Genomic DNA, 23,174 nt, shown 5'->3' with positions numbered 1-23,174 from the left:
ACGGCCAGTGGCGGACGAGGACCCCGCGCGCGCTGCCCGGATCGGCGGTCCGCCAGCCGCGCGCGGGAAGCGCGTCAGATGTCATTGAGGTACGAACCGACCACGCGGACGCGGTCCGCGGTCAGTTCCTCGATCAGCGTGCGCATGTCGCGGACGTAGCTCTTGTTCCGCTGCGCCACGACCATCGCGTAGCGCATGACCGACGCGATGCGGCGCGCATCGGCGAAGGTGTTCGCGGGAGGCGTGTCGATGATCGTGAGGTCGTAGTCGCGGACGCAGGCGTCGATCAGCGCCTTGAACCCGGCGCCGCCCAGCAGCTCCTGCGCCTCCGGTGCGGCCTGTCCCGCGAACAGCAGCGACAGGCCGGGGATCACGTCCTCGTGGATGGCGGAACGTACCGCCAGGTCGTCGCGCGACAGGCAGTCGTACAGGCCGGGGCCGGCGGCCGCGGGCTGGAAGAACCCTTCCAGGCCCGGCGAACGCATGTTGCCGTCGATCAGCAGCGTCTTCACGCCCGTCTGCGCCAGGCCGACCGCCAGATTGGCGGCCACGTACGAACAGCCCGTGCCCTCCTCCGGGGCGCAGACCGCGAGCGAGCGGCGCCCGTCGCGCAGGTGCTGCGCGATCAGGTGGGTGCGCAGGACGCGGATCGATTCGGCGCGCACGCCCGCCGGTTCGGACAGGAGGTGCAGGTCGGTCGACAGCCGGAAGCGGGCGCCCGCGTCGGCGGACGCGCGCGTCGCGATCGCCGGTTCGGGCGAGATGGTCGCTGTATCCATGGCCTTAATATCCCCCCTCGGTCGCGGTGCGGCGGAACGGCAGCAGGCGCGCCAGGAAATTGCCGCCGCGTCCGCCCCGTGCCCCGCTCTTCGCCTTGCCCATCACGCCCAGCAGCGGGACGTCGCGGAAGCCCAGATCCTCGCTGCTGCGCACGCGACGGCCGAGCAGTTCGACGACCAGCGACGCGAGCAGGCCCAGCGCGAAGCCCAGGCCCAGCGATCCGAAGATCACGAGCGGCCATTTCGGGAATTCGGCCGAGGTCGGGACGACCGCGCTGCCCAGCAGTTCGAGGCCGGTTTCGTCCGACTGGCCCTGCTGCTGCAATTCGGCGGCGCGTGCCGACGTCTTGGCATATTGATCGCGCAGCACGCGCACGTCGGCGCTCAGCTGCTGCGCCTCCGCCACCTTGCCGCGCTGCGCCAGCACCTTCGCCTGCTGCGCCGAATACAGGTTGGTGATCGACGGCCCCGCGGCGGCGACGGCGGGCGCCGACCGCTGCGCGGACGCGACCGTGGACAGGATCGCCTGACGCTGACGCTTCATCGCGAGCAGTTCGGGATTGTTGGGGCCCAGCACCTTTTCCGCGTTCGCGATCGCGGCATTGGCCTGTTCCAGCTGCGGCGAGACCGTCGCCTGCGCGGCGGCGATCTGTGCCGCGGCGGGCGCGGGCGAGGACGAGGCGAGCGCGTTGAGACGGGTCGAATCGGTGTCGGTGTCGTTTTCCGCCAGCACGATGCCGTTGGAGCGTTCGAACGCGGTCTTGCGCGCTTCGGCCGCGGTCAGTTCGGCGCGGATGCGCGACGCCTGCTTGCGGAACCAGTCCGCATTGTTCGCCGCATCGTCGCGCTTGAAGCTGAGCGCCTGGTCGACATACGCCTGCCGGACGGTGTCCGCGATCCGCGCCGATTGTTCGGGCGAGTTGGACACGAACTGGATTTCCAGGATGTTGCTGGCATCGACCAGGCCGGTGCTGGTGTTGTCGGACACGCGCTGCGCCAGCCAGCGGCGGAAGTCGCGCGTGTCGGACGGGTCGCGCCGCGCATAGGCCGCCTGCAACGCCGGATCGGCCATCCAGCCGAGGTCGTCCACGACCCGGCCCGAGATGCGATAGTCGCGGATCAGCTCGCCCTGCGTCTTCACATAGGCGCGGCTGAAGCCGGAGGAGATCGCCTCGCCGGTGACCGGATCGGGCTTGAACATGTTCAGCATCACGCGCGAGCTGGCCTGGTAGCGCGGCGGGAAGCTGCGCGCGACGAGCACCGCCGCGACGAAGCAGCTCAGCGTCGTCGCCAGGATGATCCAGCGGCGTGCCCACAGGATGCGGAAGAATTGTGCGATGCTCATGGGGTCACCCCGTCAGTGTTGCGCGTCACGATCAGAAGAACCGCTCGCCGACCTTGATCGAATCGCCGCCCATGATCGGTTCGTCGAGGCCGATCTTGACCTCCTGACCGTTACGGAAGACCTTCACCTTCTTGTCCGAGCCGCGATCGGTCACGCCGCCGGCGCGGGCCAGTGCCTTGCGCACGGTCATTTCCCTGTCGACCTTGTACGCGCCCTGGCCGTTGATCGCGCCCGAGATGTAGAAGATCGGCGCCTCCGGCAGGAACAGCTTGTCGCCGGGCGTGACGTACGGGTCCTGATCCGGGCCGCCGCTGGCGATCGTGGCGATCGGCAGGGACAGGGTCGATCCGTCGGCGCGTCGCAGCTGGATCGCGTCCGCCGCGCTGGCCTGCGCCCCGCCCACGCGGGCGAGGATTTCCGACACGCGATAGGCGCGGTCGACGGGCACGAGGCCCGGCTGGCTGACCTGCCCCAGTACCGTGACGTAGCGGCTGGTGTAGGTCGCGACGGTGACCGCCACGACCGGATCGGTGTAGAAGCCGCCCGCCTGCAACCGCTTGCGGATATCGTCGCGCAGCTGGAGCACGGTCATGTTCGCGGCCGGGACCGAGCGCAAGTACGGCAGCTGGATCGTGCCGTCGGCCTGCACCTGCACGCGCGCGGCGAATTCGGCGCGGCCGAGCACCGACACCTCCACCACGTCGCCGGTGCCCAGCACATAGCCGTCGGCGAGCGGCGCCGGGGGCACCGCGGCGGGCGCGGCGGCGGCGGGGGTGGCGGGCGCCGTCGGGCGCGGCTGCTGCGCCACGGCGGCGGTCGACAGCAACGTCGCGGCGAGGCCGGGAAGGGTGAACATGCGGACGCGGACCATGATTGCGATAGGCTCCATCAAATCCTCACGCTGGTTCGGATGCCGGCGTAGAAGCTGTTATAGTCGAAGAACGTGCCGTTGGCTTCGCGGTCCTGATATCCGACATCGAGGGCGACGCTGAGCGGGCGACCGCTGTCTATAGCCCAGGTGGCGCTGACCTGACGCTGAACGGATTCGGTTAACGCGATGCCGAACACGCGGCCTGCGCCCGCATAGTTGCGGTCGTCCAGCACGCCGCGCACCGACAGGGAATGCGCGCGCGACAGCTGATAGGTGGCGCCGATCGAGTAATTGTTCCCGACCTGGTACAGCGCGTCGGTCCCCAGCGACGGGGACACGTCGCGCGAGAAATTGCCCGTGACCTGAAGATCCGGCGTCGGAACCGCGGTGATCGACACGTTGTACCCGACGCTGTCGAACGATTCGGTGCCGTCGTCGTCGGGCTTCAGGCTGATCCAGGACACGCCCGCCGACGCCGTGATGATCGCCCCCAGTTCGCGCTTCCCGGTCAGTTCGAAGCGGTCGGTGGTGAACCCGCTCTGCGTGAAGATGGCGGGGCGATCGGGGTAATCGGTCTGGTTGCGCAGATATTGCGCGGTGAACGACCCCAATGCGGGCGAATCATAGGCGACGCCGCCGCCGTAGCGGGTGGAATCGTAGTTCGCGATCGACCGGCGATCATTGGAATTGGTGCCGCGCGAATAGCCGAAGCTGGCCATCGGCTTCAGCCCGTAGGGCGACGTGCCGAACTTCGCCGACGCATTATAGTCCTGCGTCGTCTCGGTGTTGCGGATGCTGTCCGCGCCCGGGATCAGCAGCGGCACGATGTCGCCCGGGTCGCTTTGCCGCCGGGCGAAGTTCGCCGACAGGTCCAGCGTCACGGGACCGGCCATCAGGTTGGACACCCCGCCGAACGACAGCCGCTCGCGGTTCAGCCGCTTGTTGCGGCGGTAGAAATCGTAGCCGGCGGAGGCGTTGATCGTGAAGGTGTTGCGGCCCAGCGGGCGCGACACGATCAGGTCCAGCGACGGGGTCGCGCGCTGATCCGCGCGCGTCAGGTTGCGTTCGAGCGCGCGTTGCGCATCCGATCGCGCGACGTTGCTGTCGTGGCGCACGGCCAGCGACGCCTCCAGCTGCGTGATCGCCTCGCGCCGCGGCTGCGCCGACGCGGTGCCCGGCGTCGCGGCCACCGCCAGCGTCGCCAGCGACGCCGTCCATGCGGACGTCCTGATACCCATCATATGTTTCCGCCCGAACCCCAAAGCCCGCTCATATCCCATCCCCCGGTCCGAAGGAAGCGCCGCGGAATGCCGGAAATTCATCGCCGCCCCATGATGATACGCCGGGCGGTGCCCACGAATTGCTTGAACGCATATCCCATGCGGCCCAGCCGGAACGCGTCCTGGACCTTCAGCCCCGACACATCCGGCCGCGGGCGGAACAATGCGGCGCAGGCGGCCAGGCGGGGGGCGATCAACCGCTTCCGGTTCGCCTGCGACGGCTGCATCCGGATGATGTCGCCTATCGGCAGGGGAGCGGTGACGATGCGGCCGCCGTCGCGCGCCGCGGCCACCGCCGCCACGCCCGCGGGCGTGCGCGCCATCACCAGGCTGCGCCCCTCCTGCTCATCGAAACTGGGATAGCCCGCGTCGTCGCCGTACCACGCGTCCGCCACCGCGACGTCGGCGACGCCGCCGATCGCATCGGGGCAGATCTTGCAGCGGAACTGCACTTCCTTCGACAGGTGGCCGCCCCAGCTGTCGGCGTAGCTCATCTCGCCGTGCGTGCCGTCCGCCATGTCGGCGCGCGCGGTGCCGGGCCAGCCGTGGCCGCGATAGCGGAAGCGCGCGACGCCCGCGGGATCGAGCCCCATCGCGCGCACGATCCGGTCGGATCCCGCATGGCTGGGGATGCCGCCGCAGAAGAAGGCGATCTTCAGCGGGATCAGCGCGTCCACGCGCGGATCGCGCGTCGCCAGCTGGCGCAAGGCGGATACGTCGCACGGCTTGCCCACGAAGGCGAAGCGGCGCCCGCTCGCCAAGGCGGCGTCGATCTGCGCCAGTGGGGACGAGGCGGCATAGCGCGATCCGGCACCCGCCAGCACCTGCGCGCGCGTGGTCGACCAGTGCAGGACGTTGCGCGTCGGCCGGTCGGGATCGGCGATCAGGTGCAGCGCGGCGTCGACCGTGCCCGATTCGATCGCGGCGATCAGCAGCGCGCTGGCCACCCCGCCCGACGATCCGACGAAGCGGACCTCGGGATCGGTGGCGTGGCCGGTCTCGCAGCTGTGATACGGACCCCAATAGGGATCGACGTGCGGCGCATCGCCCCAGGGGCGGCCGGCGGCCTGCGGCCCCACCCACGGCGCCACCTTCGCCCCCGGGCAGGCGGCCGCGATCGTCGCCTCCGCCGCGGCGTCGATCGGCGCGATCTGCCGCGGACGGGTGTAGCCCGGCGCGACCGTTTCCAGTTCGATGCCCCCGCCCGACACCCCCGCGCACAGGCCGCAGCCGCTGCACAATTCGCCGGCGAGCACGCGCGCGAGGGTGGGCGAGGCCGGCGGCGCGCGCCGGCCCGCGTCGTCGCCCGGAGGGACGAGCGGCGGGACGGCGTCGCGCCGGGGGGCGGATACCTGTTCGGTGACGGTCATGGCGTCGGATGCTTCGCGGATCGACCGGCCTATTTGGCGGCGTCGGCGGGGGCGGGCGTCTTCGTCGGCTTGCCGCCCTTGGGTTCGTAGGCGGCGTTGATCTTCACGTCCTTCTGCCCGTCCTTGATGATCGTGTCGAACTGCGACCGCACCTGACCCACGGTCTGCTGCTGGCCCAGCACGGCCAGCGCGGCGCGCTGCGCCTCCTCGCCCGTCAGCGGCGCGTCCTTGTAGCCGGTGATGCGCCCGATCTGGATCCCCTGCGGCCCCGGCGTCACGAACACCTTGCCCTCGCCAAGGTCGGTGATCGACTTCAGCGCCTTGGGATCGATCTGCAACGGGTCGATCGCGCCGTTGCCGCGGCGGAACGGGATCTTGTTCGCCTCCAGCAGCGCGACGATCCCCTCCATCGTCTCGATCGGCGCCATCTGCTTCAGGATCGCGGGCGGCACCTGCGGCGCCTGGATCTGGTCGAGCAGGATCACGCGGCGCTGTGCGAACAGTTGCGGATTGTCGCGGACATAGTCGGTGGCCTGCCCGGGCCCGACCTTCGGCACGCCGCGCGCGATGCTGCCTTGCAGCATCTGGATCAGCGCCAGTTCGCGCGCCTTCTGCAACATCATCGCCCCCTCCGGCGTCTTGTCGAGGCCCTTGTCGACCGCGGCGTCGGCCAGCAGCTTGCGGTTGACGACGGCGCGCAGGGCGGCGGGCTGCTGCTGCGCGGCGAGCTGCGGGTCCGCGCCCGCCTGGCCCAGTTCCATGCGGACCTCCGACGCGGTGATCTCCTTTCCGTCCACGGTCGCGGCGACCTGGCCCTCCGGGGCGGCGTCGCCACCCTTGCCGCAGGCGGCGAGGGCGACACAGGCGAGCAATAGCGTGGCGGAACGGTTCATCGCGGATGTCCTGAAAGAGTATGGCTGATCGACGGCACGCGTCATTACAGACGTTTCACGCCTTGTGCGATAGGGACGCATTCTTGAGACTTCATGAAACCCCCCGCGATGCCCCCCGCGTCGCGCCAGCTATTGGATACACGATGCCGTCGGCGCGCAAGCCCCTGATCTGTCTGGCCGCCTCCGGCGGCGGCCACGTCCGCCAGATCCTGGACCTGAAACCGGTCTGGCAGGACTATCCGCACTATATCGTGACCGAGGACACCGCGCTCGGCCGGTCCATCGCGGCGGAGGAGGAGGTCCATTTCGTGCCGCACTTCGCGCTGGGACAGGCGCGGCTGGGGGATCGCGGCGCGATGCTGTCGGGTGCATGGCGCAGCATCGTGGCGTCGTGGCGCATCATCGCGCGGCGCCCGCCCGACCTGTTCATCACCACGGGGGCGGGATCGCAGCTGTTCGTCATGATCTTCGCGCGGATGCGGGGCGCCAAGGTGGTGCTGGTCGATTCGTTCGCCCGCTTCCGCGCGCCGTCCGCGTTCGCGAAGCTGGCGGGGCGGTTCGCGCACGTGCGCATCGCGCAATCGGCGGAAAGCGGCGCGGCGTGGCCGGGCGCGCTGGTGTTCGATCCGTTCCGCATCGAGGAGGGCGCCGCCCCCGCCAAGGCGCCGCTGCTGTTCGCCACCGTGGGCGCGACGTTGCCGTTCGACCGGCTGGTGCGGCTGGTCGAGAAGGCGCGCGACGACGGGTTGATCCCCGAGGAGATCGTGGTCCAGCACGGCGACGGCGGCCACGCGATGCCCGGCGTGCGATCGGTCGAGGGATTGCCGTTCGACGAGGTGAAGGCGCTGCTGGAGCGGGCGAGCATCGTGGTGTGCCACGGCGGCACGGGATCGCTCATCACCGCGTTGCGCGCGTGGTGCCAGGTCATCGCGGTGCCGCGCGCCTTCGCGCGCGGGGAGCATTACGACGACCACCAGTCCGAGATCGTCGACGCGTTCGAGGAGCGCGGGCTGATCCAGCGCGCCGACACCGACGCGCAATTCGCCGCCGCGCTGATCGCGGCGCGGGAACGGCCGGCGCGGTCGGCGACGACCGATCCGGCGGCGCTGGTCGATTACCTGCGCACGCTGGCGGAGGCGACGCCGGGGCGGTGATCCGATGCCCTCACGGGCATGATGCCTGGCCGGCCCTCGCCCCCGCCCCGCCTCCCACGTCAGTATCGTGAATGGGAGGCGGGGCGGGGGCGAGGGCCGGCAAAGCCCCAGCGCCGGGAGGCGCGTCAGAACGCCTTCGGGTGGACGATCACCTTCAGCGTGTTGAAGATGATCGCGACGTCGCGCCACAGGCGCCAGCCGTTGATATACTCCAGATCGGCCTGGAGCCTGTTTTCCAGGTCCGATTGTTCGTGCGTCGCGCCGCGGAAGCCGCGGATCTGCGCCAGCCCGGTGATGCCGGGCTTCAGCGTGTGGCGCAGCCAATATTTCTGCGACACCTGCCAGAACAATTTGTCGCCCGCCAGGCTGCCCAGCGCGTGCGGGCGCGGGCCGACGATGCTCATGTCGCCCTTCAGCACGTTGAACAATTGCGGCAGTTCGTCGATGCTGGTCATGCGGATGATGCGGCCGACGCGGGTGATGCGGTCGTCGTCCTTCGACGCCGAGCGGTTGCCGTCGTGATCCGTCTTCGCCACGTGCATCGAGCGGAACTTCAGGATGCGGAACCGCTTGTTGCCGCGCCCCAGGCGGACCTGCGCGAACAGGACCGGGCCGGGACTGTCCCACTTTATCGCGATCGCCACGATCAGCAGCAGCGGGCCGGCGACCAGCACCGCGGCGCCCGCGATCGCCAGGTCCATGAGGCGTTTCTTCAGCCGGTTGCCGAGCGACATCGGCCCCCGCGCCACCACGACGGTATCGGTACCGTGGAAGCGCGAGATGCCGATCGCGCCCAGCGGGCTGCCCTGATCCAGCTGGATCTCGCTGGTGACGTTGTACGCCTTCATCAGCAGCGCCCATTCGTGGCGGCGCTCCTCCGTCGCCGCGACGACGACGCGGTCGTAGGGTTCGATCAGGAGCGCCAGCCGCGACAGCATGTCGGGATCGTCGATATCGGGCGACACCCCGGCGGCGCGCGCATCGAACACGTGCCGCGCGCCGGGCGCGGGCGCCACGCCGTCGACGATCTGCAATTCGCCCATCAGCCCGCCGCGCACCGGCTGCACGAACAGGACCGAGAAGGTCATGCGCAGCAGCATGATGAAGAACAGGGTGCTGACGATCGCCACGCCGAACGCGATCCGCGACACCAGAGGCCCGGCGTATTGGAAGAAGATCAGCAGCGCGATCGCACTGGTCGCGATCAGGAAGGCGGAGGAGGCGCGGCGCAGCGATTCGGACCGCTTGAACAGCGCTTCGTGCGCATAGGCGCCGTTGCGCAGGCCGACCAGGATGTGGATCGGCAGGATCAGCCAGCCAAGCTCCACCCCGTTCGGGGCCAGCCATTCCCAGTTGCGGACCGAGCGGCCGATCGCGAAACCGGCGCGGATCGCGGCGATGTCGCAGAGCAGTAGGCCCAGGTACAGCAGCACGCGGATGCGCTGCTTGTCCCACGCCACGCGGCGTCCTTCGCGGATCTGGAGCGAGGCGCCGGCGGCCGGAGGCGCCGTTCCGCCGCCTGGGTTAACGGGAACCTGGAGCACGGGCGTCGTTCCGATGCGCGGTGGCGGACATGGCGTTGCGTTCTCCCCTCGGGTGCCCGACCCGTCGTGGGTGGACCGCCGCGTTGCTTCCGGCCCTCCCCTATAATCGCATGATTCTTTCCAACCCCTTTGCACTTCCGCGCGCGCGAAGGCCAGCGCCGCGAATGCGTCGGACCGCATCCGCGGCGCCGTTCGTCACGTATAGGCCCCCGCGGCATGGTCCCCGCCCGCGGGACGGACGCCCCCGGCCAGGTCGTGGCCGAGGACCGCTTCGCGCAGCAGCCCGCGCGCGGCGCCGCCCGGCAGCAGGCGATAATCGCCGCCGCCGGCCCCGTTCCCCGCCGCGGTGGCGGCGCGATAATCGACGAAGCCGGGGTCGTTGCGCGTGGTCGCGCTGGCGCCGATCACGCTGCGCGCGCCGGCATAGGCCTGGCTTTCCAGATGCAGGCCCGCGGAATTGGTGCGGAATTGCGTGAAGTTGCCGCGGCAGCCGACGCCGTGCTGATACGCCATGTGCCCCGTCGCCGCCGCGTCCGCGATGTCCACGTCGCCCTTCACGTTCAACTGCGACGCCAGGTCGCCGTGGTGCCACATGCGACGGTGGTTGCGGCGGGTTCCGTTGGTGTTGTTGTCGTAGAAGACGTTGTACCGCCCCGCCGATCCGTGACCGGTGACGGTGTTGTGCGCCAGGCCGCAATGGTCGGTATGGCCGTGCACCGGGCCGTCGGACGAGATGCGGATCATCGGCCCCGCCGTCGCGCGGAGGACCTCGATCAGGTTCTGCACCGCCCAGAAGCCCGTGATCGTGTCCCCGGCCGCGGCGGCGGTCACCGTCAGCGGGCTGTTCGCCGGATTGGGATTGAGGAAGCGGTTCTGGAACGCGATCGCCCCCTTCGACGGATCGCGCACCGTGCCGTTGCCGGGCCGCGTCAGCGCGCAGGCGAGCGTGACCCAGTTTTCCCATGCCGCATCCGCGAGGTCGGTGGCGACCCCGCGCAGCAGCCGTTGTTCCCCGTTGGCGCCCGCGCCCAGCGTGGTCCCCGCCATGTTCGCGATCACCGCGCCGAAGAACCAATTGTCCGACCGCGTCAGCCAGCTTCCCGACACCGCATTGTTATCGAGCGCGACATCCTCCCAATGGATGTCCAGCCGCGCCGCCGTCTCGCCTTGAAGAAATGCGCTGCCGGTCCGCTGGACGGTCAGGTCGCGGAAGCGCAGGCATCCGGTCGCGACCGGGGCGGTCAGTCCCGCCGACAGGCGCGGGGCGAAGGCCGCCGCCCCCCAGGTCACGATCGCGCTGCCGCGCGCGACGGCGGGATCGCGCTCGATCGTCAGCGCCGCGACCCGCTGCGTCCGCGCCGCCGTCGCGCCGGCCAGGACGAACGTCCCCGCACCGATCCGCACGATCGCGCCGTCGACGCCGGTGGTGGCCGCATGAGCGGCATGGACGGCGTCGATCGCGCCCTTCACGCTGGCGAAGGGCGCGGCGGCGGCGGTCGCGGCGGTCGTCGACACCACGCCGGTCGCGTCGTTTCCCGTCGTCGCGACATAGGCCAGCGGCGGCGCGGCCGCGAGGGCGGCGTTCTTCAGGAAATAGCGCGGCGAGAAATCGCGCGCCGCGCCCTGATCCGCGCTGCGCAGGACCGAGGCGGCGCCGCCGATCCACGGATACACTTCCGCATCGACGGTCACCAGGCCCGGTGCCAGCGCCGCGACGTCGAGCGTGCAGGCGAAGACCGGCAGCGGCTGCTGGTCGCCCGCGCGCGTCGACAGCGTGGTGGCGGCGACGACCTGCGACACCGTCGTCGTTCCGTCGGTCGCGAGGAAGCGGACCGCCGCCACCATCCGGCCGGCACGGGCATTGCGGTGGAAGGCCACCGCCTCCAGCTCGATCGCGTCCGCCACGACGCGGCGATGCGGCATCGCCCAGGCCGCGACGGGTTTCGGACTGGTTTCCACCGAATTGTTGGCGACGCCCGGAATCGCGTCGGTGGCGTAGACGTAATCGTCCAGCGCCACCGTGGCCGGGGTATCGTCCGCATGGGCGGGATAGGCCAGTCGCCGCCGCCGCGTGAAGACGCGCGCGTCGACGTGGACGGTCGGCCGGGCCGCGGCGTCGAAGCCCGCGCGCGCGACCGCGATCGTCTGCGGCGCGGTGTCGGGGGCGAAGACGGGCGGGGGCGCTTCGGCCCATTGCGCGGACCACCCGTCGGCATCGATCGCGGTGACGGGGGCGACGGGGGCGATGCCCGTCGGGCGCGGTCGCGGACGCAGCGCCAGTCCGAAGGCGGCGCCGCGCATCAGGCGAGCGCCACGATGTCGGCGGCGGTCGTGCCGGTGGCGCGGACGTGGCCGACGCGCAGGTCGAGGATCTGGCCCGCGGCGACGTTCTTCAGCGTGACGTCGGCGACCGAATCGATGCAGCGGACCACCAGGGTGCCGCCGGTGCCGACGTACAGCGCGCGCGGCACGACCGGAAGCGCGACGACGTCGCTGGGCGTCACGGCCACCGCATCGCGGGCGGGATCGTTCGGGGCGGTGGCGAAGGTCGCGAAATTGTCGATCGGCATCGGTCGGTCCTTTCTCCATCAGGGAAGGACGCAGCACCTATGCCGGAAGGGGGGATGTAGGACAGAACAAAATAGGAACGATGATGCGCCGTGGCGAAGGAGGGACCGACGTCGCAGCCCATCGCGCTGCGAGAGCAGAAGCCGCCGACCTCGTGGCACGATGGATCCCGGAACACGTCCGGGGTGACGGCGTGTTCGTATCGGCCCGCCCGTGCTTCGCGATCGTCCCCGCCGTCGCGGGGGCACAGGCAGGCCTAGGCGAGCAGCGCCCAGCCGCCGAGGATCGCTATCCACGGCACCAGCGTCGCGACGCCGATGATCCCTAGGCGGGCGCCGACCGGCAGTCGGTCCGGGCGGACGGGGGCGGGGGCGGCGAACGATCGCATCAATTGTTCGTGGAGCGCGCGCGCGGGGGAGGCGGACCATTCGATCGGCGAGTCGCCGACCGGCACCACCGCCGCGGCGGGAGGCAGCGTCACCGCATAAGCGGGCGATTCAGCCTGTTCGTACGATCGTGCTGCCTGGGCCATCAACTACCTCCAGCCGCCAGTATCGCGCAGGTCCGGTAAAGGACGCGTGAAGCGGCAGGGTTAACGCGGTGCCTGCAACGGCACGGGGGCGGCGACCGCGTCGAGCGCGGCGGGATCGCGGACCGGGCGGTCGCGCGTCGTGTCGCGGTTCAGCGCGCCGTCCAGCCCGGCGAGCGCGGGGGTCAGCAGCGGGATGTCGCCCTTGCCGCGCACACGCGCGAAATGCGCGTCGGCGTCGTAGCCGGCGATGCCCGGGATCAGCAGCGGCGCCTCCAGCTGCCCCATCGCCGCCAGCAAGGCGGCGCGCGCGACATATTCGTCGGCGACCGCGGCGTTGTAGCTGAGGCGGATGTTGAGCAGGTCGCGCGCGAGATCGAGCACGTCCAGCGTGGTGCGGTCGCCCGCGCGCTGCTGCAACTGCGCGCCGTCGTAGGCGCGCTGCGCCGCGTCGACCGCGGCGGCATATTGATCGAGCGAGGCGCGCGCGGAGGTCAGGACGTTCCACGCCTCGTTCACCGACTGGTGCGTGGTGCGGACCGCGTCGTCGATCAGGCGCCAGTCGGCCTGGTTCGCCTGCGCCGCCTCGTTCCGGCGGGCGTTGCGCAGGCCGGAATCGATCAGCGGCTGGGTCAGGACGGCGCGGCCGACGATCTGCGTCGTGCGCAGCCGGTCGTCATATTGCGACACGCTGCCGTAGTCGGCGGTGCCTTGCAGGTCGAGGCGCGGGCGCGATTCGGCCTTCGCGGCCTCCAGCGCGGCGCGCGATGTCTTCTCGCGCGCCTGCGCGGCGCGGATCAGGGGGGCGTTGACCTCCGCCACCGACAGCGCCTGGTCGAGCGAGGCGACCTTCACGTCGATCGCGGCGGGGGCGGCAAGGGCGCCGGGGCGGGCACCGACGTCGCGCAGGAACGCGCCCTGCGCGCTGCCGAGCTGGCCCAGCGCGTTGGTGACCTGCGCGCGGCCGAAGGCGACGCGGGTCTCGATCTGTTGCAGGTCGCTGGACGTGATGTCGCGGACGCGGAACCGCTCCGCATTGTCGCGATACTGGCGGTCGAGCAGTTCCAGGTTCTGGCGCGCGATCGTGACCGCATTGGCGTCGCGTTGCAGCCGGACATAGGCGCCGACGACGGACAGCATCACCTCCGCCTCCGTCACGCGCAGCGAGTCGCGGGCGAAGCGCGATTCGGCCAGCGCGCCCGCCGCGGCGGCGCTGTTGCGGCCGAAGGTCAGCACGGGCTGGTTCAGTATCGCGCCCGCGGTGGACGTGAAGCCCTGCGCGCCGAGCCACCGGCCCGGCAGCACCTCGGTCCGGTTGCGGTTGAAATTGTACGCGCCGCTGACGTTCAGGGTCGGGCCGAACTGCGACCGGGCGGCGGGGTAGCGATAATCGGCGGAGCGCGCGTCGGCGCGCGCGGCCAGCAGGCGCGGGTTGCCGCGATAGGCGAGCGCCAGCGCCTCGGGCAGCGAGGTCACGGCGGGGGCGGGGCCGCCGTGGGTGACGCCGAAATCGTCCTCCGCGGGGAGATAGGCCAGGACGGGGCGATCCGCGCGTGCCGTCGTGCCGCGCGCGACGGTCAGCGCGGGCGCCGCCGTTCCCTGCGGTGCGACCGCGGCGGCGGCGGCGGCGGTGCTGGCATCCGGGCGCGCAACCTGCGCCGAAGCGGTGGACGCGAGCAGGATCGCGGCGAACGGCGTGATGGATTTCACGGGACGGTTCCTCAATTGTCGCGGAAGGCACGCGCGAACTGGTCGCGCAGCGGCTTCGTGATGTAGCCCAGCATCGATCGGCTGCCGGTCTGGATGAACACCTCCGCCGGCATCCCCGGGCGCAATTTCATCTCGGGATTGCGCGCCAGGTCGCGCTGGTCGATCGCGATGCGGACGGCGTAGAAGCTCTGGCGCGTGGCCTGATCCGTCGTGCGTTCGGGCGCGACGACCGTGACGCGGCCGTGGATCTCGGGCGTCGAGGGCGAGCTGAAGGCGGAGAAGCGGATGCGCGCCTCCTGCCCCTCGCGGACCTGATCGATGTCGGCGGGGCTGACCACGCCTTCCACGATCATGCGGTCGCGGTCGGGGACGATTTCCATGATCGTTTCGGCCGGGCGCACGACTTCCCCGATCGCGGCGAAGGCGACCTTGTCCACCGTGCCCGAATAAGGCGCGCGGATGACGTTGCGGTCGTGCGCGTCGGCGGCGGTGGCGCTGCGCACCTGTTCCTGGTTCAGCGTGCCGTTCACCGTCGCCAGCTGCGCCCCCGCGTCGGCGCGGCGGGTGTCGTTCATCTGGAGCAGTTGCTCGTTCGATTCGGTGATCCGCGCCTGCGTCTGCGCGATCTGCGCGCGCAAGGATGCGATCGTACCCTGAAGGTCGGCGCCGGTGCGTTCCAGCTGGTTCAGGCGGCCGATCGTCACCAGCCCCTTGTCCCACAATTCCTTCACGCCGCGGCGTTCGGGTTCGATCAACGCGGTCTGGCGGTTGAGCGCGACGATCTGCGCCTCATACCCCTCGATCTGCTTGCGGTATTGCGCGTTGCGGGCGGCGATCTGTCCCCGCATGCCGCCGGCCTCCGCGCGGCGGATGCGGAACAGCTTCTCCTCGTCCGCCATCGCCTTCACCGCGCCCGCGTCGCGGCGCTGCGTCAGCTGCGCGGGAAAGGCGATGGACGGCGTGCCGAGGCGTTCCGCCTCCAGCCGGGCGCGCTGCGCCAGCAATTGATCGACCGACAGCGACGACAGTTCGGACTGCACGCCCGTGACGCTGTCGTCGAGGCGCATCAGCACGTCGCCCTTCTTCACATGATCGCCGTTGGCCACGTACAATTCGGTGACGATCCCGCCGGCGGGATGCGCGATCCGCTTCACGCGCGATTCGGCGCCGACCTGCCCGCCCGCGATCACCGCGCCGCCGATCGGCACGACCACCATCAGCAGCCCGATGCCCAGGACCAGGACCGCGATCAGCGACAGCGACAGGCGGAGGCGGCCGCGCATCTGCGCATTGGGATCGAAGGCCATGATTTGGCGATCGCCCAGGGTCGCGGCGGCGGGAAGGGTGGTGGCGGTCACGCGGCATTCTCCACGCCGGAAACGGCCTGCGGGCCGCGGCGAGTCGGGGCATCGAGGGGGGCATTGAGAGGCGTTGGGGGCTTCATGATGCGGCTCATGACCTCGTCGCGCGGGCCGAACGCCTCCATCCGGCCGTCGCGCATGAACAATACGTGGCTGACCTGCGCCAGTGCGGAGGGGCGGTGCGCGATGACGATCGCGATGCCGCCGCGTCCGCGCACACCGGCGATGGCGGCGGCCAGCGCATCCTCGCCCGCGGCGTCGAGGTTGGAATTGGGTTCGTCGAGCAGGACGACGAAGGGATCGCGGAACAGCGCGCGGGCAAGGCCGATGCGCTGGCGCTGCCCGGCCGACAGCTGCGCGCCCTCCGCACCGACCGGCGTGTCGTAGCCGCCCGGCAGCTTCACGATCATGTCGTGGACGCCCGCGGCGGTGGCGGCGGCGATGACCTCGTCCGAGGTCGCGCCATCGTCGAAGCGGGCGATGTTCTGCGCCACGGTGCCCTCGAGCAGCTCGACCGTCTGCGGCAGGTAGCCCAGGAAGGCGCCGAACGCGTCCGCATCCCATTGATCGGGGGTCGCACCGTCGAGGCGGATCGTGCCGCGCACCGCCGGCCACACGCCGATCAGCGCGCGCGCGAGCGAGGTCTTGCCCGCCGCGCTCGGCCCGATCACGCCCATCGCCTCGCCCGCCGCCAGCCGGAACGTCAGGCCCTGCGCGGTCACCCGCTCCACCCCCGGGGGCGCGATGGCGAGTTGATCGACCGAAAGCTCGCGCGTCGGCGCGGGCAGGACGACGTTGCCGTCCGCGGGCGCGGGCAGATGGGTGAACATGGAATTGAGGCGATGCCAGCCGGTCCGGGCGGCGGTGAAGCCCTTCCAGTTCGCGATGGCGGTGTCGATCGGCGCGAGCGCGCGGCCGGACAGGATGGAGGAGGCGAAGATGACGCCGCCCGACGCCTTCCCGTCGATGACCAGCAAGGCGCCGACGGTCAGGATCAGCGATTGCAGGAACAGGCGGAAGATGCGGCTGGCGCCGCCGATGCTGCCCACCGCGCGCGACAGGCGGTCCTGCGCGGCGAGGTGATGCTGGTTCACCGCTACCCAGCGGTCGCGCATCCGCCGCTGCATCCCTAATGCGGTCAGCACCTCGGCATGGCGCAGGTTGCTTTCCGCCATGCCCGACCGCCAGGCGACGATCTGTCCGACGAGGCGCGAGGGCTTCTTCGTCGCGCGTTCGGTCAGGAAGGTGAAGCCGATCATGACGATCGCGCCCGCCAGCGCGGTCACGCCGAGCCAGATGTGGAGCATCGTCAGGATGGCGAGGAAGAACAGGATCCACGGCAGGTCGAGCAGCGCGGCGGGACCGCCGGAGGACATGAAGGATCGGATCTGGTCCAGGTCGCGCATCGGCGTCATGCCGTCGCCGCCCGCGCGATGGCCCTTCAATGCGGCGGCGCTCATCATCCGCTGCACCTCCGGCGCCAGTTCCTGGTCCAGCGCGCTGCCGACGTCGGTCAGGATGCGCGTGCGCATCGCGTCGAACACGCCCTGGAACACGTATACGACCGCGACCATCGCCAGCAGGCTGAACAGCGTCGGCAGGCTGTGGCTGGGCAGCACCGAATCGTACACGAGCATCATGTAGATGGAGCCCGCCAGGACCAGCACGTTCAGGATCGCGCTGAGCACCGCGACGGTGACGATCGCGGTGCGATAGCGCGCCAGCGCCGCCCCGATTCGGGTCGTGCCGTCGGCAAACCCCAGAACGCTCATGACCGCAAAACTCCCACCCCGGACCCGACCGTCCGACTAACGGATTGTGGTGTGGGAGTCGTTAACGATGCCCCGTTTCGGGACGTGCGCCGGCCGACCTTCGTCGCACGCGGCGCGGCACCGGCTGGGCGGGTGGGGGGAGGCGGGGAGAAGCGGCGCGGGGAGAGGGCGCGCGGGTCAGGCGGCGCGGCGCACCGGCTGGTTGAAGCGGGCCAGGTCGAACGGGTGGTCGAAGGCGATGCCGGCGCGGCCGTCCTCCGCCCAGCGGATCGTGGCGGCCGAGGGTTCGCCCTCGATCAGTTCGATCGTGACGGGGTAGCCGATCGCCTCCGCCGGGAATTCCACGCCGTCGACCATGACGCCGGTGACCGACAGGTCGCGGACGCGGACCTCGGCGCTTTCCTCGCCCAGTTGCAGCCGGGCGGCGCGCAGCATCAACTGGCGATCGGCGCGGCTGGTCTTGAAACCGACCGGTTCGGCGGCGCCGCCGGCGCGCGCCAGCTGGTCGCGCACGGTGTCCGAGCGTTGCGGGCGACCGTAGACGAACCCCTGGATATGGCTGCACCCCAGGTCGCGGATCAGCGCGATCTCGTCCTGCTGCTCGACGCCTTCCGCGGTGGTTTCCATGCCGAGCGTGTCGGCCAGGTTCACGATCGCCTTGATGATCGCGGCGTTGCGATTGCCCGGCTGGATCGCGCCGCGGACGAACGACTGGTCGATCTTGATCTTGTCGAACGGCGCCTTCTTCAGATAGCCGAGCGACGAATAGCCGGTGCCGAAATCGTCGAGCGCCAGCCGCACGCCGATGCCCTTGAGCGCGCGGAACATGCGGTCCGACGACGCATCCTCGTTCAGGAACACGCCTTCGGTTATCTCCAGTTCCAGCCGGTCGGGCGCGAGCCCCGCGGCCGCGATCGCGCTGGTGACGATGCCGGGCAAAGCGGCATTGGCGAACTGGATCGGCGAGACGTTCACCGCCACGCGCACGCCGCCGGGCCATGTCGCGGCCTGCGCCACCGCGGTGCGCAGGACCCATTCGCCGATCGGCTCGATCAGGCCGCATTCCTCCGCCACGGGTACGAATTCCGCCGGGCTGATCGGCCCGCGTTCCGGGTGGTCCCAGCGCAGCAGCGCCTCGTAGCCGACGATCCGTTCGTCCGCGGTGGACACCACGGGTTGATAGGCGAGATACAATTGGTCCGATTTCAGCGCATGGCGCAGGTCGTCCTCCAGCCGCTTCCGGTTCTGCGCCCCTTCGAGCAACGCGTCGCGATAGAAGCGGTGGACCCCGCGCCCGTCCGCCTTCGCGGCGTAGAGCGCCAAATCGGCGTTGCGCACCAGTACCTCGGGCGTATCGCCGTGCAGCGGCGCGATGGCGATCCCGATCGAACAGCCGATCGACAGCGTGACGTCGTCGATCGAATAGGGTTCCGACAAAGCGGCGATGATCGCGTCCGCCAGCGCGCCCAGCCGATCGGGGTCCCCCTCCCGCGGGACGACCACCTCGAACTCGTCGCCGCCGAGCCGGCCGACCAGTCCGGAATCGCCGACGGTGCGTTGCAGCCGGGACGCGACCTGCTTCAGCAGCTCGTCGCCGACCTGGTGCCCCTGGGTATCGTTCACCGCCTTGAACCGGTCGAGGTCGAGGAGGAGCAGGCCGGTCGTGCCCTGCCCCGATTGCGGCGACAGGATCTGGTCCAGCGAGTGGCGCATCCGCTGCCGATTGGCGAGGCCGGTCAGGCTGTCGAACAGCGCCAGCCGCGCGATCTCCGCCTCCGCCCGGCGTTTCTGCGTCAGGTCCGAACCGGAGCCGACGAACCCCTGGAAGCGGCCGTCGGCGTCGAGCAGCGGACGGCCGGAGATCGACCACCACCGCTCGCCCCCACCGGGCGCGGCGGGGCAGACGGGGTAATCGGCGAACGAGGTGCGCGACGACAGGTGGAAGGCGAGCGTGCGCGCGGTTCCGGTCGCGGCGGCGTCGAGCCGGAACAGGGCCGTCAGCGATTCGCCCGCGGCGGACACGCCGAAGGCCGCGAACTCGCGCGCCACCTTGTCCGACAGATAGGCGATGCGCCCGTCGCGATCGGTCTGCCAGAACCAGCCGGGGCCGTGCGTTTCATATTCGGTGACCAGCCAGGTCGCGCGCTGTTCCGCGGTGCGGGCGGCATGGACCGCGCCCAGCGCGGCGACGCGCTGTCGCCCGACGCGGACGGTGACCGCGACGAAGGCCAGCGCGACCGCACCGGTCACGACGGCGGCGATCCCGGGACCCGCGGTGGCCAGCGTCGCGGCGACCAGGCCGACCGCGAAGGCGACGGCCGGGCCGCGCAGCGATCCGATCGCACCCGCGGTGACGAGCAGGACGCCCGTCGCGGCGGTCGCCGCGGCCAGGCGGAACGCCGCCGTGCCCAGCGCGGCGCCGTCGGCCGCCAGCACGACCAGCACGATCGCGATCCCGGCGGTGCAGGCGGACAGGCACGCGACCCGAGCATGGCCGCGCATGCGCCGCCGCCCGGGACCTTTCAGCAGGAACCAGCCCGCCAGCGCGAAGCCGGCCCCCGCGACGCCCGCCACCGCGATCGCGGCGGCAAGCCACCAGCGCTGTTCCCTGATCGCCGCGGCATCGAGCAGCAGCGGCAGCGCGACGACCACGATCGTCACCAGCGGCCACAGCGGCGCCGCCGCGGCCAGCGCGCCCTCGCGATCGTCCGCGACCGCGTCGTCGCGCGTCGGCGCAAGGCCCAGCGCCATGCGCAGGCCGATGCGTCCCGGCGCGGAGGCGGCTGGGAAAACGTCGCTCATACAGCCTCCTAGCGCGACGATGGTTGCCAAATCGCTTAGGTCCCACCGGCCTGCGAATGCCGTCCGCATCGAACGCGTTGCCCACCGCGCGCGGTGGCCGTACATGCGCGACGCATGACGACCCTGATCCGCGAAACCGACCTGATCGAGAGCGTGGCCGACGCGCTCCAGTACATCTCCTATTTCCATCCGAGGGATTACATCCGCGCGCTGGGCGACGCCTATGACGCGGAGCAAAGCCCGGCGGCGAAGGACGCGATCGCGCAGATCCTGACCAACAGCCGCATGTGCGCGGAGGGGCATCGCCCGATCTGCCAGGACACGGGCATCGTGACGGTGTTCGTGAAATGGGGGCAGCAATGCCTCCTGGACAGCGCACGGTCGTTGCAGGAGGTCGTCGACGAGGGCGTGCGGCGTGCGTACCTGCATCCGGAGAACAAGCTGCGCGCCTCCATCCTGGCCGATCCCGCGTTCACGCGGCGCAACACGCGCGACAATACGCCCAGCGTGCTGCACGTCGAGATGGTGCCGGGCGACAAGGTGCACATCGACGTCGCCGCCAAGGGGGGTGGTTCGGAAAACAAGAGTAAATTCAAGATGATGAACCCCAGCGACTCGATCGTCGACTGGGTGCTGGAGATGTTGCCGCAGATGGGGGCGGGGTGGTGTCCGCCCGGGATGCTGGGGATCGGCATCGGCGGCACCGCGGAGAAGGCGATGCTGCTCGCCAAGGAAAGCCTGATGGGCCAGATCGACATGGCGCAGCTGAAGGCGCGCGGGCCGAAGAACGATATCGAGGCGCTGCGCATCGAATTGTTCGACAAGGTCAACGCGCTGGGCATCGGGGCGCAGGGGCTGGGCGGCCTCAGCACCATCCTGGACGTCAAGATCGCGGACTGGCCGACGCATGCCGCGTCCAAGCCGGTCGCGATGATCCCCAATTGCGCCGCCACGCGCCACGCGCATTTCACGCTGGACGGATCGGGGCCGGTGTTCCTGGAGCCGCCGAAGCTGGACGAATGGCCCGACGTGAACTGGACGCCGGACAAGGCGGCGATCCGCGTCGACCTCGACACGCTGACGCCCGATGTCGTCGCGACGTGGAAGCATGGCGACCGGCTGCTGCTGAACGGCAGGATGCTGACGGGCCGCGACGCGGCGCACAAGCGGATCGCGGACATGGTGGCGGCGGGCGAGGAGCTGCCCGTGTCGTTCCGCGGGCGCGTGATCTATTACGTGGGGCCGGTCGATCCGGTGGGCGAGGAAGTGGTGGGGCCCGCGGGGCCGACGACGGCGACGCGGATGGACAAGTTCACGCGGCTGATGCTCGACCAGGGCTTGCTGGCCATGGTGGGCAAGGCGGAGCGCGGCCCGGCGGCGACCGCGGCGATCGCCGACGCCAAGTCGGCGTACCTGATGGCGGTTGGCGGCGCGGCATACCTCGTCGCGCGCGCGATCAAGGGATCGAAGGTGGTGGGCTTCGCGGACCTGGGGATGGAGGCGATCTACGAGTTCGAGGTCGCGGACTTCCCGGTCACCGTGGCGGTGGATGCGGACGGGCAGAACGTCCACCAGCTCGCGCCGCTGGTGTGGCGGGAGAAGATCGCGCGCGAGGGGTTGCTGGCGGGGGTTTGAGGATGTCGTCGCGGGTCGTGGCGATGGACCCGCGACGAAAGGGGCGGCTAGCGAGGCGGCCTTTCCGATGATGGCACCGTGATCTTCCGGTCGCCCGTGTCAGCCGGGATCGCTTGACGGCGGGTTCGCCGCCCCCTCCCGCTGCTCCGTCAATATCTGCCACCCGGTGATGAACAGCGCGCCTGCCAGCGGGCCGACGACGATGCCGGCGAGGCCGACCAGTTCGATGCCGCCCAGCGTCGTCACCAGCACCAGCCAGTCGGGGATGCCGGTGTCGCGACCGACCAGGATCGGGCGCAGGATGTTGTCGGCGAGGCCGATGACCAGCACGCCCGAGGCGACGACCACCACCGCCTGCCAGATCGCGCCGGTCGCCAGCAGGTAGACCGCGACGGGCGCCCACACGATCGCGGGACCGACCGCAGGGAGCAATGCGGCGATCGCCATCAGCAGGCCCCACAGCATCGCGGCGGGCAGGCCGACGATGGCGAAGGTGATCGCGCCCAATGCGCCCTGTACCAGCGCGACGACGCCCGAGCCCTTGATCGTGGCGCGGACGACCGCGACGAACTTGTCCGCCAGCCGCTCCGCCACCGGGCGTTCCAGCGGCAGCGCGCGGACGACCGCGGGGCCGAGCTGCTCGCCGTCGCGCAACAGGAAGAAGCTGACGTACAGCGCGACGCCGAACGCCAGCAGGAAGGCGGCGGCGTTGGCGCCGATCGACAGCGCCTGCCGCGCGATCAGGCTGACGCTGTTGCCGACCGCCTCGGACAGTTTGGCCTGCACGCGCTCGAACGTGTTGAACCCCGAACTGTCGAGCAGCCGCTGCATCCGGTCGGGCAGCGCATCGTGGACCTGGCGGAAATATTGCGCGACATCGACCTGTCCGCTGCGCATCTGGACGTAGACGCCCGCGGCCTGGTCCACGACCATGCTGGCGATGACCAGCGCGGGGATGACGACCGCGACGGTGATGATGAGCATGGTGACCGCCGCGGCCATGTTGCGCCGGTCGGGCCACCGCGCCAGCAGCCGCTGGAACAGCGGCTGGAACAACAGCGCCACCAGCAGCGCGGACAGCAAGGCGCCGACGAAGCCCGAGACGACGAGCAGCAGCGCGATCGTGGCGATCGCGAGGAAGAGGAGGAGGCCGCCGTTCTCGACGTGGCGGCGGGAGATGGTCATGTCGTCAGGCTTTCGATGGGACGGCCCGCGGCGGGGCAGATCGTTGCGCGAGGGTAACGCTGTTTGCGGGCGAAGGCTCCGAGGCGCTTGACAGCGCGACGCTGTTTGTGTACAAAACAGGAACATCAAGATGGTGTGAGTCGGGCCTGACGGGCCGGGGCGGGGACGCTTCGGGACGTGACCGGTCTTTTGGCGTTCGGCTTCGTCGTGGCTTCTGCGGCGATGCGTGGGCGTCGTGGCGGGCTTGTCTGGGAAGCCACGGGGTTGCGATCCCGATGGCGTGGGGCTGGCGGCGCGGTGGATCCCGGGACGGGCCCGGCATGACGATGGCTTCATTGTTCGCGCGAAGACGCGGAGGCGCGGAGGCGGTGCGTCT

Annotated in this window: 17 protein-coding genes; 2 read left to right on the top strand and 15 right to left on the bottom strand. The window is 70.5% G+C overall.

Annotated features, from left to right (window positions below):
* Positions 1-74: 74 nt before the first annotated feature.
* From ASG29_RS00535 to ASG29_RS00510, 6 genes are all read right to left on the bottom strand, one after another.
* Positions 75-779 (bottom strand): CpsD/CapB family tyrosine-protein kinase, encoded by a 705-nt coding sequence (locus tag ASG29_RS00535; protein WP_055978651.1) that lies wholly within the window; start codon positions 777-779, stop codon positions 75-77.
* Positions 780-783: 4 nt separating this feature from the next.
* Positions 784-2,124 carry a GumC family protein gene (locus tag ASG29_RS00530; RefSeq protein ID WP_055978647.1) on the bottom strand — a complete coding sequence of 447 codons (1,341 nt, stop codon included), beginning with the start codon at positions 2,122-2,124 and terminating at the stop codon, positions 784-786.
* A gap of 31 nt (positions 2,125-2,155) precedes the next feature.
* On the bottom strand, positions 2,156-3,013 hold the full coding sequence (locus ASG29_RS00525; RefSeq protein WP_235532717.1) for an SLBB domain-containing protein: 858 nt from the start codon (positions 3,011-3,013) through the stop codon (positions 2,156-2,158).
* Positions 3,013-4,236 carry an outer membrane beta-barrel protein gene (locus ASG29_RS00520; protein WP_235532716.1) on the bottom strand — a complete coding sequence of 408 codons (1,224 nt, stop codon included), beginning with the start codon at positions 4,234-4,236 and terminating at the stop codon, positions 3,013-3,015. Before ASG29_RS00520 ends, ASG29_RS00525 begins: the two co-directional genes overlap by 1 nt.
* Positions 4,237-4,313: 77 nt before the next feature.
* Positions 4,314-5,645, bottom strand: a complete 1,332-nt coding sequence (locus ASG29_RS00515; protein WP_082515534.1) for a Coenzyme F420 hydrogenase/dehydrogenase, beta subunit C-terminal domain — start codon at positions 5,643-5,645, stop codon at positions 4,314-4,316.
* Positions 5,646-5,674: 29 nt separating this feature from the next.
* Complete coding sequence (locus ASG29_RS00510; protein ID WP_055978643.1) at positions 5,675-6,538, bottom strand: hypothetical protein; 864 nt, start codon at positions 6,536-6,538, stop codon at positions 5,675-5,677.
* A 143-nt stretch (positions 6,539-6,681) separates the two neighbouring features.
* Here ASG29_RS00510 and welK point away from each other — a divergent pair, with 143 nt between their 5' ends.
* Positions 6,682-7,692, top strand: a complete 1,011-nt coding sequence (gene welK / locus ASG29_RS00505) for a beta-1,4-glucuronosyltransferase WelK (protein ID WP_055978641.1) — start codon at positions 6,682-6,684, stop codon at positions 7,690-7,692.
* 125 nt (positions 7,693-7,817) lie between these two features.
* Here the strand turns inward: welK and ASG29_RS17300 are convergent, their stop codons facing one another.
* The 8 genes from ASG29_RS17300 to ASG29_RS00465 all read right to left on the bottom strand — a co-directional run bounded on the left by ASG29_RS17300 (position 7,818) and on the right by ASG29_RS00465 (position 19,978).
* Entirely contained in the window at positions 7,818-9,152 is a 1,335-nt protein-coding gene (locus ASG29_RS17300) for an exopolysaccharide biosynthesis polyprenyl glycosylphosphotransferase (RefSeq protein ID WP_235532715.1), read from the bottom strand.
* Between the two features lie 279 nt (positions 9,153-9,431).
* Positions 9,432-11,537 (bottom strand): hypothetical protein, encoded by a 2,106-nt coding sequence (locus tag ASG29_RS00495; protein ID WP_055978640.1) that lies wholly within the window; start codon positions 11,535-11,537, stop codon positions 9,432-9,434.
* The gene (locus ASG29_RS00490; protein WP_055978638.1) at positions 11,537-11,806 is read right to left on the bottom strand and encodes a spike base protein, RCAP_Rcc01079 family; all 270 of its coding nucleotides are present in this window, start codon (positions 11,804-11,806) and stop codon (positions 11,537-11,539) included. The genes ASG29_RS00495 and ASG29_RS00490 overlap by 1 nt, the downstream gene beginning before the upstream one ends.
* 254 nt (positions 11,807-12,060) lie before the next feature.
* Positions 12,061-12,336 carry a hypothetical protein gene (locus ASG29_RS00485; RefSeq protein ID WP_156457820.1) on the bottom strand — a complete coding sequence of 92 codons (276 nt, stop codon included), beginning with the start codon at positions 12,334-12,336 and terminating at the stop codon, positions 12,061-12,063.
* A 60-nt stretch (positions 12,337-12,396) separates the two neighbouring features.
* A complete protein-coding gene (locus tag ASG29_RS16550) occupies positions 12,397-14,043 on the bottom strand; it encodes a TolC family protein (RefSeq protein ID WP_055978635.1) in 1,647 nt (548 codons plus the stop codon).
* A gap of 11 nt (positions 14,044-14,054) precedes the next feature.
* A complete protein-coding gene (locus ASG29_RS00475; RefSeq protein WP_055978633.1) occupies positions 14,055-15,401 on the bottom strand; it encodes an HlyD family type I secretion periplasmic adaptor subunit in 1,347 nt (448 codons plus the stop codon).
* Complete coding sequence (locus tag ASG29_RS00470) at positions 15,398-17,176, bottom strand: type I secretion system permease/ATPase (protein ID WP_055978632.1); 1,779 nt, start codon at positions 17,174-17,176, stop codon at positions 15,398-15,400. Before ASG29_RS00470 ends, ASG29_RS00475 begins: the two co-directional genes overlap by 4 nt.
* A gap of 177 nt (positions 17,177-17,353) precedes the next feature.
* On the bottom strand, positions 17,354-19,978 hold the full coding sequence (locus tag ASG29_RS00465) for a putative bifunctional diguanylate cyclase/phosphodiesterase (protein ID WP_156457818.1): 2,625 nt from the start codon (positions 19,976-19,978) through the stop codon (positions 17,354-17,356).
* A gap of 114 nt (positions 19,979-20,092) precedes the next feature.
* Here ASG29_RS00465 and ASG29_RS00460 point away from each other — a divergent pair, with 114 nt between their 5' ends.
* Positions 20,093-21,613: a fumarate hydratase gene (locus ASG29_RS00460; protein ID WP_055978630.1), complete on the top strand. Its 1,521-nt coding sequence runs from the start codon at positions 20,093-20,095 to the stop codon at positions 21,611-21,613.
* A 99-nt stretch (positions 21,614-21,712) separates the two neighbouring features.
* Here ASG29_RS00460 and ASG29_RS00455 read toward each other — a convergent pair whose 3' ends face one another.
* Positions 21,713-22,798, bottom strand: coding sequence for an AI-2E family transporter (locus tag ASG29_RS00455; protein WP_055978628.1), 1,086 nt, complete (start codon positions 22,796-22,798; stop codon positions 21,713-21,715).
* Positions 22,799-23,174: the final 376 nt, after the last annotated feature.

Origin of the sequence: Sphingomonas sp. Leaf412, from assembly GCF_001425405.1 — a bacterium.
In the GTDB taxonomy this organism is placed as follows: domain Bacteria; phylum Pseudomonadota; class Alphaproteobacteria; order Sphingomonadales; family Sphingomonadaceae; genus Sphingomonas.
The sequence above is the reverse complement of the archived record's forward strand: the minus strand, read 5'-3'. Positions and strand labels throughout refer to the sequence as shown.

Bases quoted from the DNA above. Each gene is read 5' to 3' on its own strand.
- ASG29_RS00470 (WP_055978632.1), bottom strand. From the start codon at position 17,176: ATGAGCGTTCTGGGGTTTGCCGACGGCACGACCCGAATCGGGGCGGCG.
- ASG29_RS00455 (WP_055978628.1), bottom strand. From the start codon at position 22,798: ATGACCATCTCCCGCCGCCACGTCGAGAACGGCGGCCTCCTCCTCTTC.
- ASG29_RS00495 (WP_055978640.1), bottom strand. From the start codon at position 11,537: ATGCGCGGCGCCGCCTTCGGACTGGCGCTGCGTCCGCGACCGCGCCCG.
- ASG29_RS00530 (WP_055978647.1), bottom strand. From the start codon at position 2,124: ATGAGCATCGCACAATTCTTCCGCATCCTGTGGGCACGCCGCTGGATC.
- ASG29_RS00535 (WP_055978651.1), bottom strand. From the start codon at position 779: ATGGATACAGCGACCATCTCGCCCGAACCGGCGATCGCGACGCGCGCG.
- ASG29_RS00525 (WP_235532717.1), bottom strand. From the start codon at position 3,013: ATGGAGCCTATCGCAATCATGGTCCGCGTCCGCATGTTCACCCTTCCC.
- ASG29_RS00515 (WP_082515534.1), bottom strand. From the start codon at position 5,645: ATGACCGTCACCGAACAGGTATCCGCCCCCCGGCGCGACGCCGTCCCG.
- ASG29_RS00520 (WP_235532716.1), bottom strand. From the start codon at position 4,236: ATGATGGGTATCAGGACGTCCGCATGGACGGCGTCGCTGGCGACGCTG.
- ASG29_RS00485 (WP_156457820.1), bottom strand. From the start codon at position 12,336: ATGGCCCAGGCAGCACGATCGTACGAACAGGCTGAATCGCCCGCTTAT.
- ASG29_RS00510 (WP_055978643.1), bottom strand. From the start codon at position 6,538: ATGAACCGTTCCGCCACGCTATTGCTCGCCTGTGTCGCCCTCGCCGCC.
- ASG29_RS00460 (WP_055978630.1), top strand. From the start codon at position 20,093: ATGACGACCCTGATCCGCGAAACCGACCTGATCGAGAGCGTGGCCGAC.
- welK (WP_055978641.1), top strand. From the start codon at position 6,682: ATGCCGTCGGCGCGCAAGCCCCTGATCTGTCTGGCCGCCTCCGGCGGC.
- ASG29_RS00490 (WP_055978638.1), bottom strand. From the start codon at position 11,806: ATGCCGATCGACAATTTCGCGACCTTCGCCACCGCCCCGAACGATCCC.
- ASG29_RS00465 (WP_156457818.1), bottom strand. From the start codon at position 19,978: ATGAGCGACGTTTTCCCAGCCGCCTCCGCGCCGGGACGCATCGGCCTG.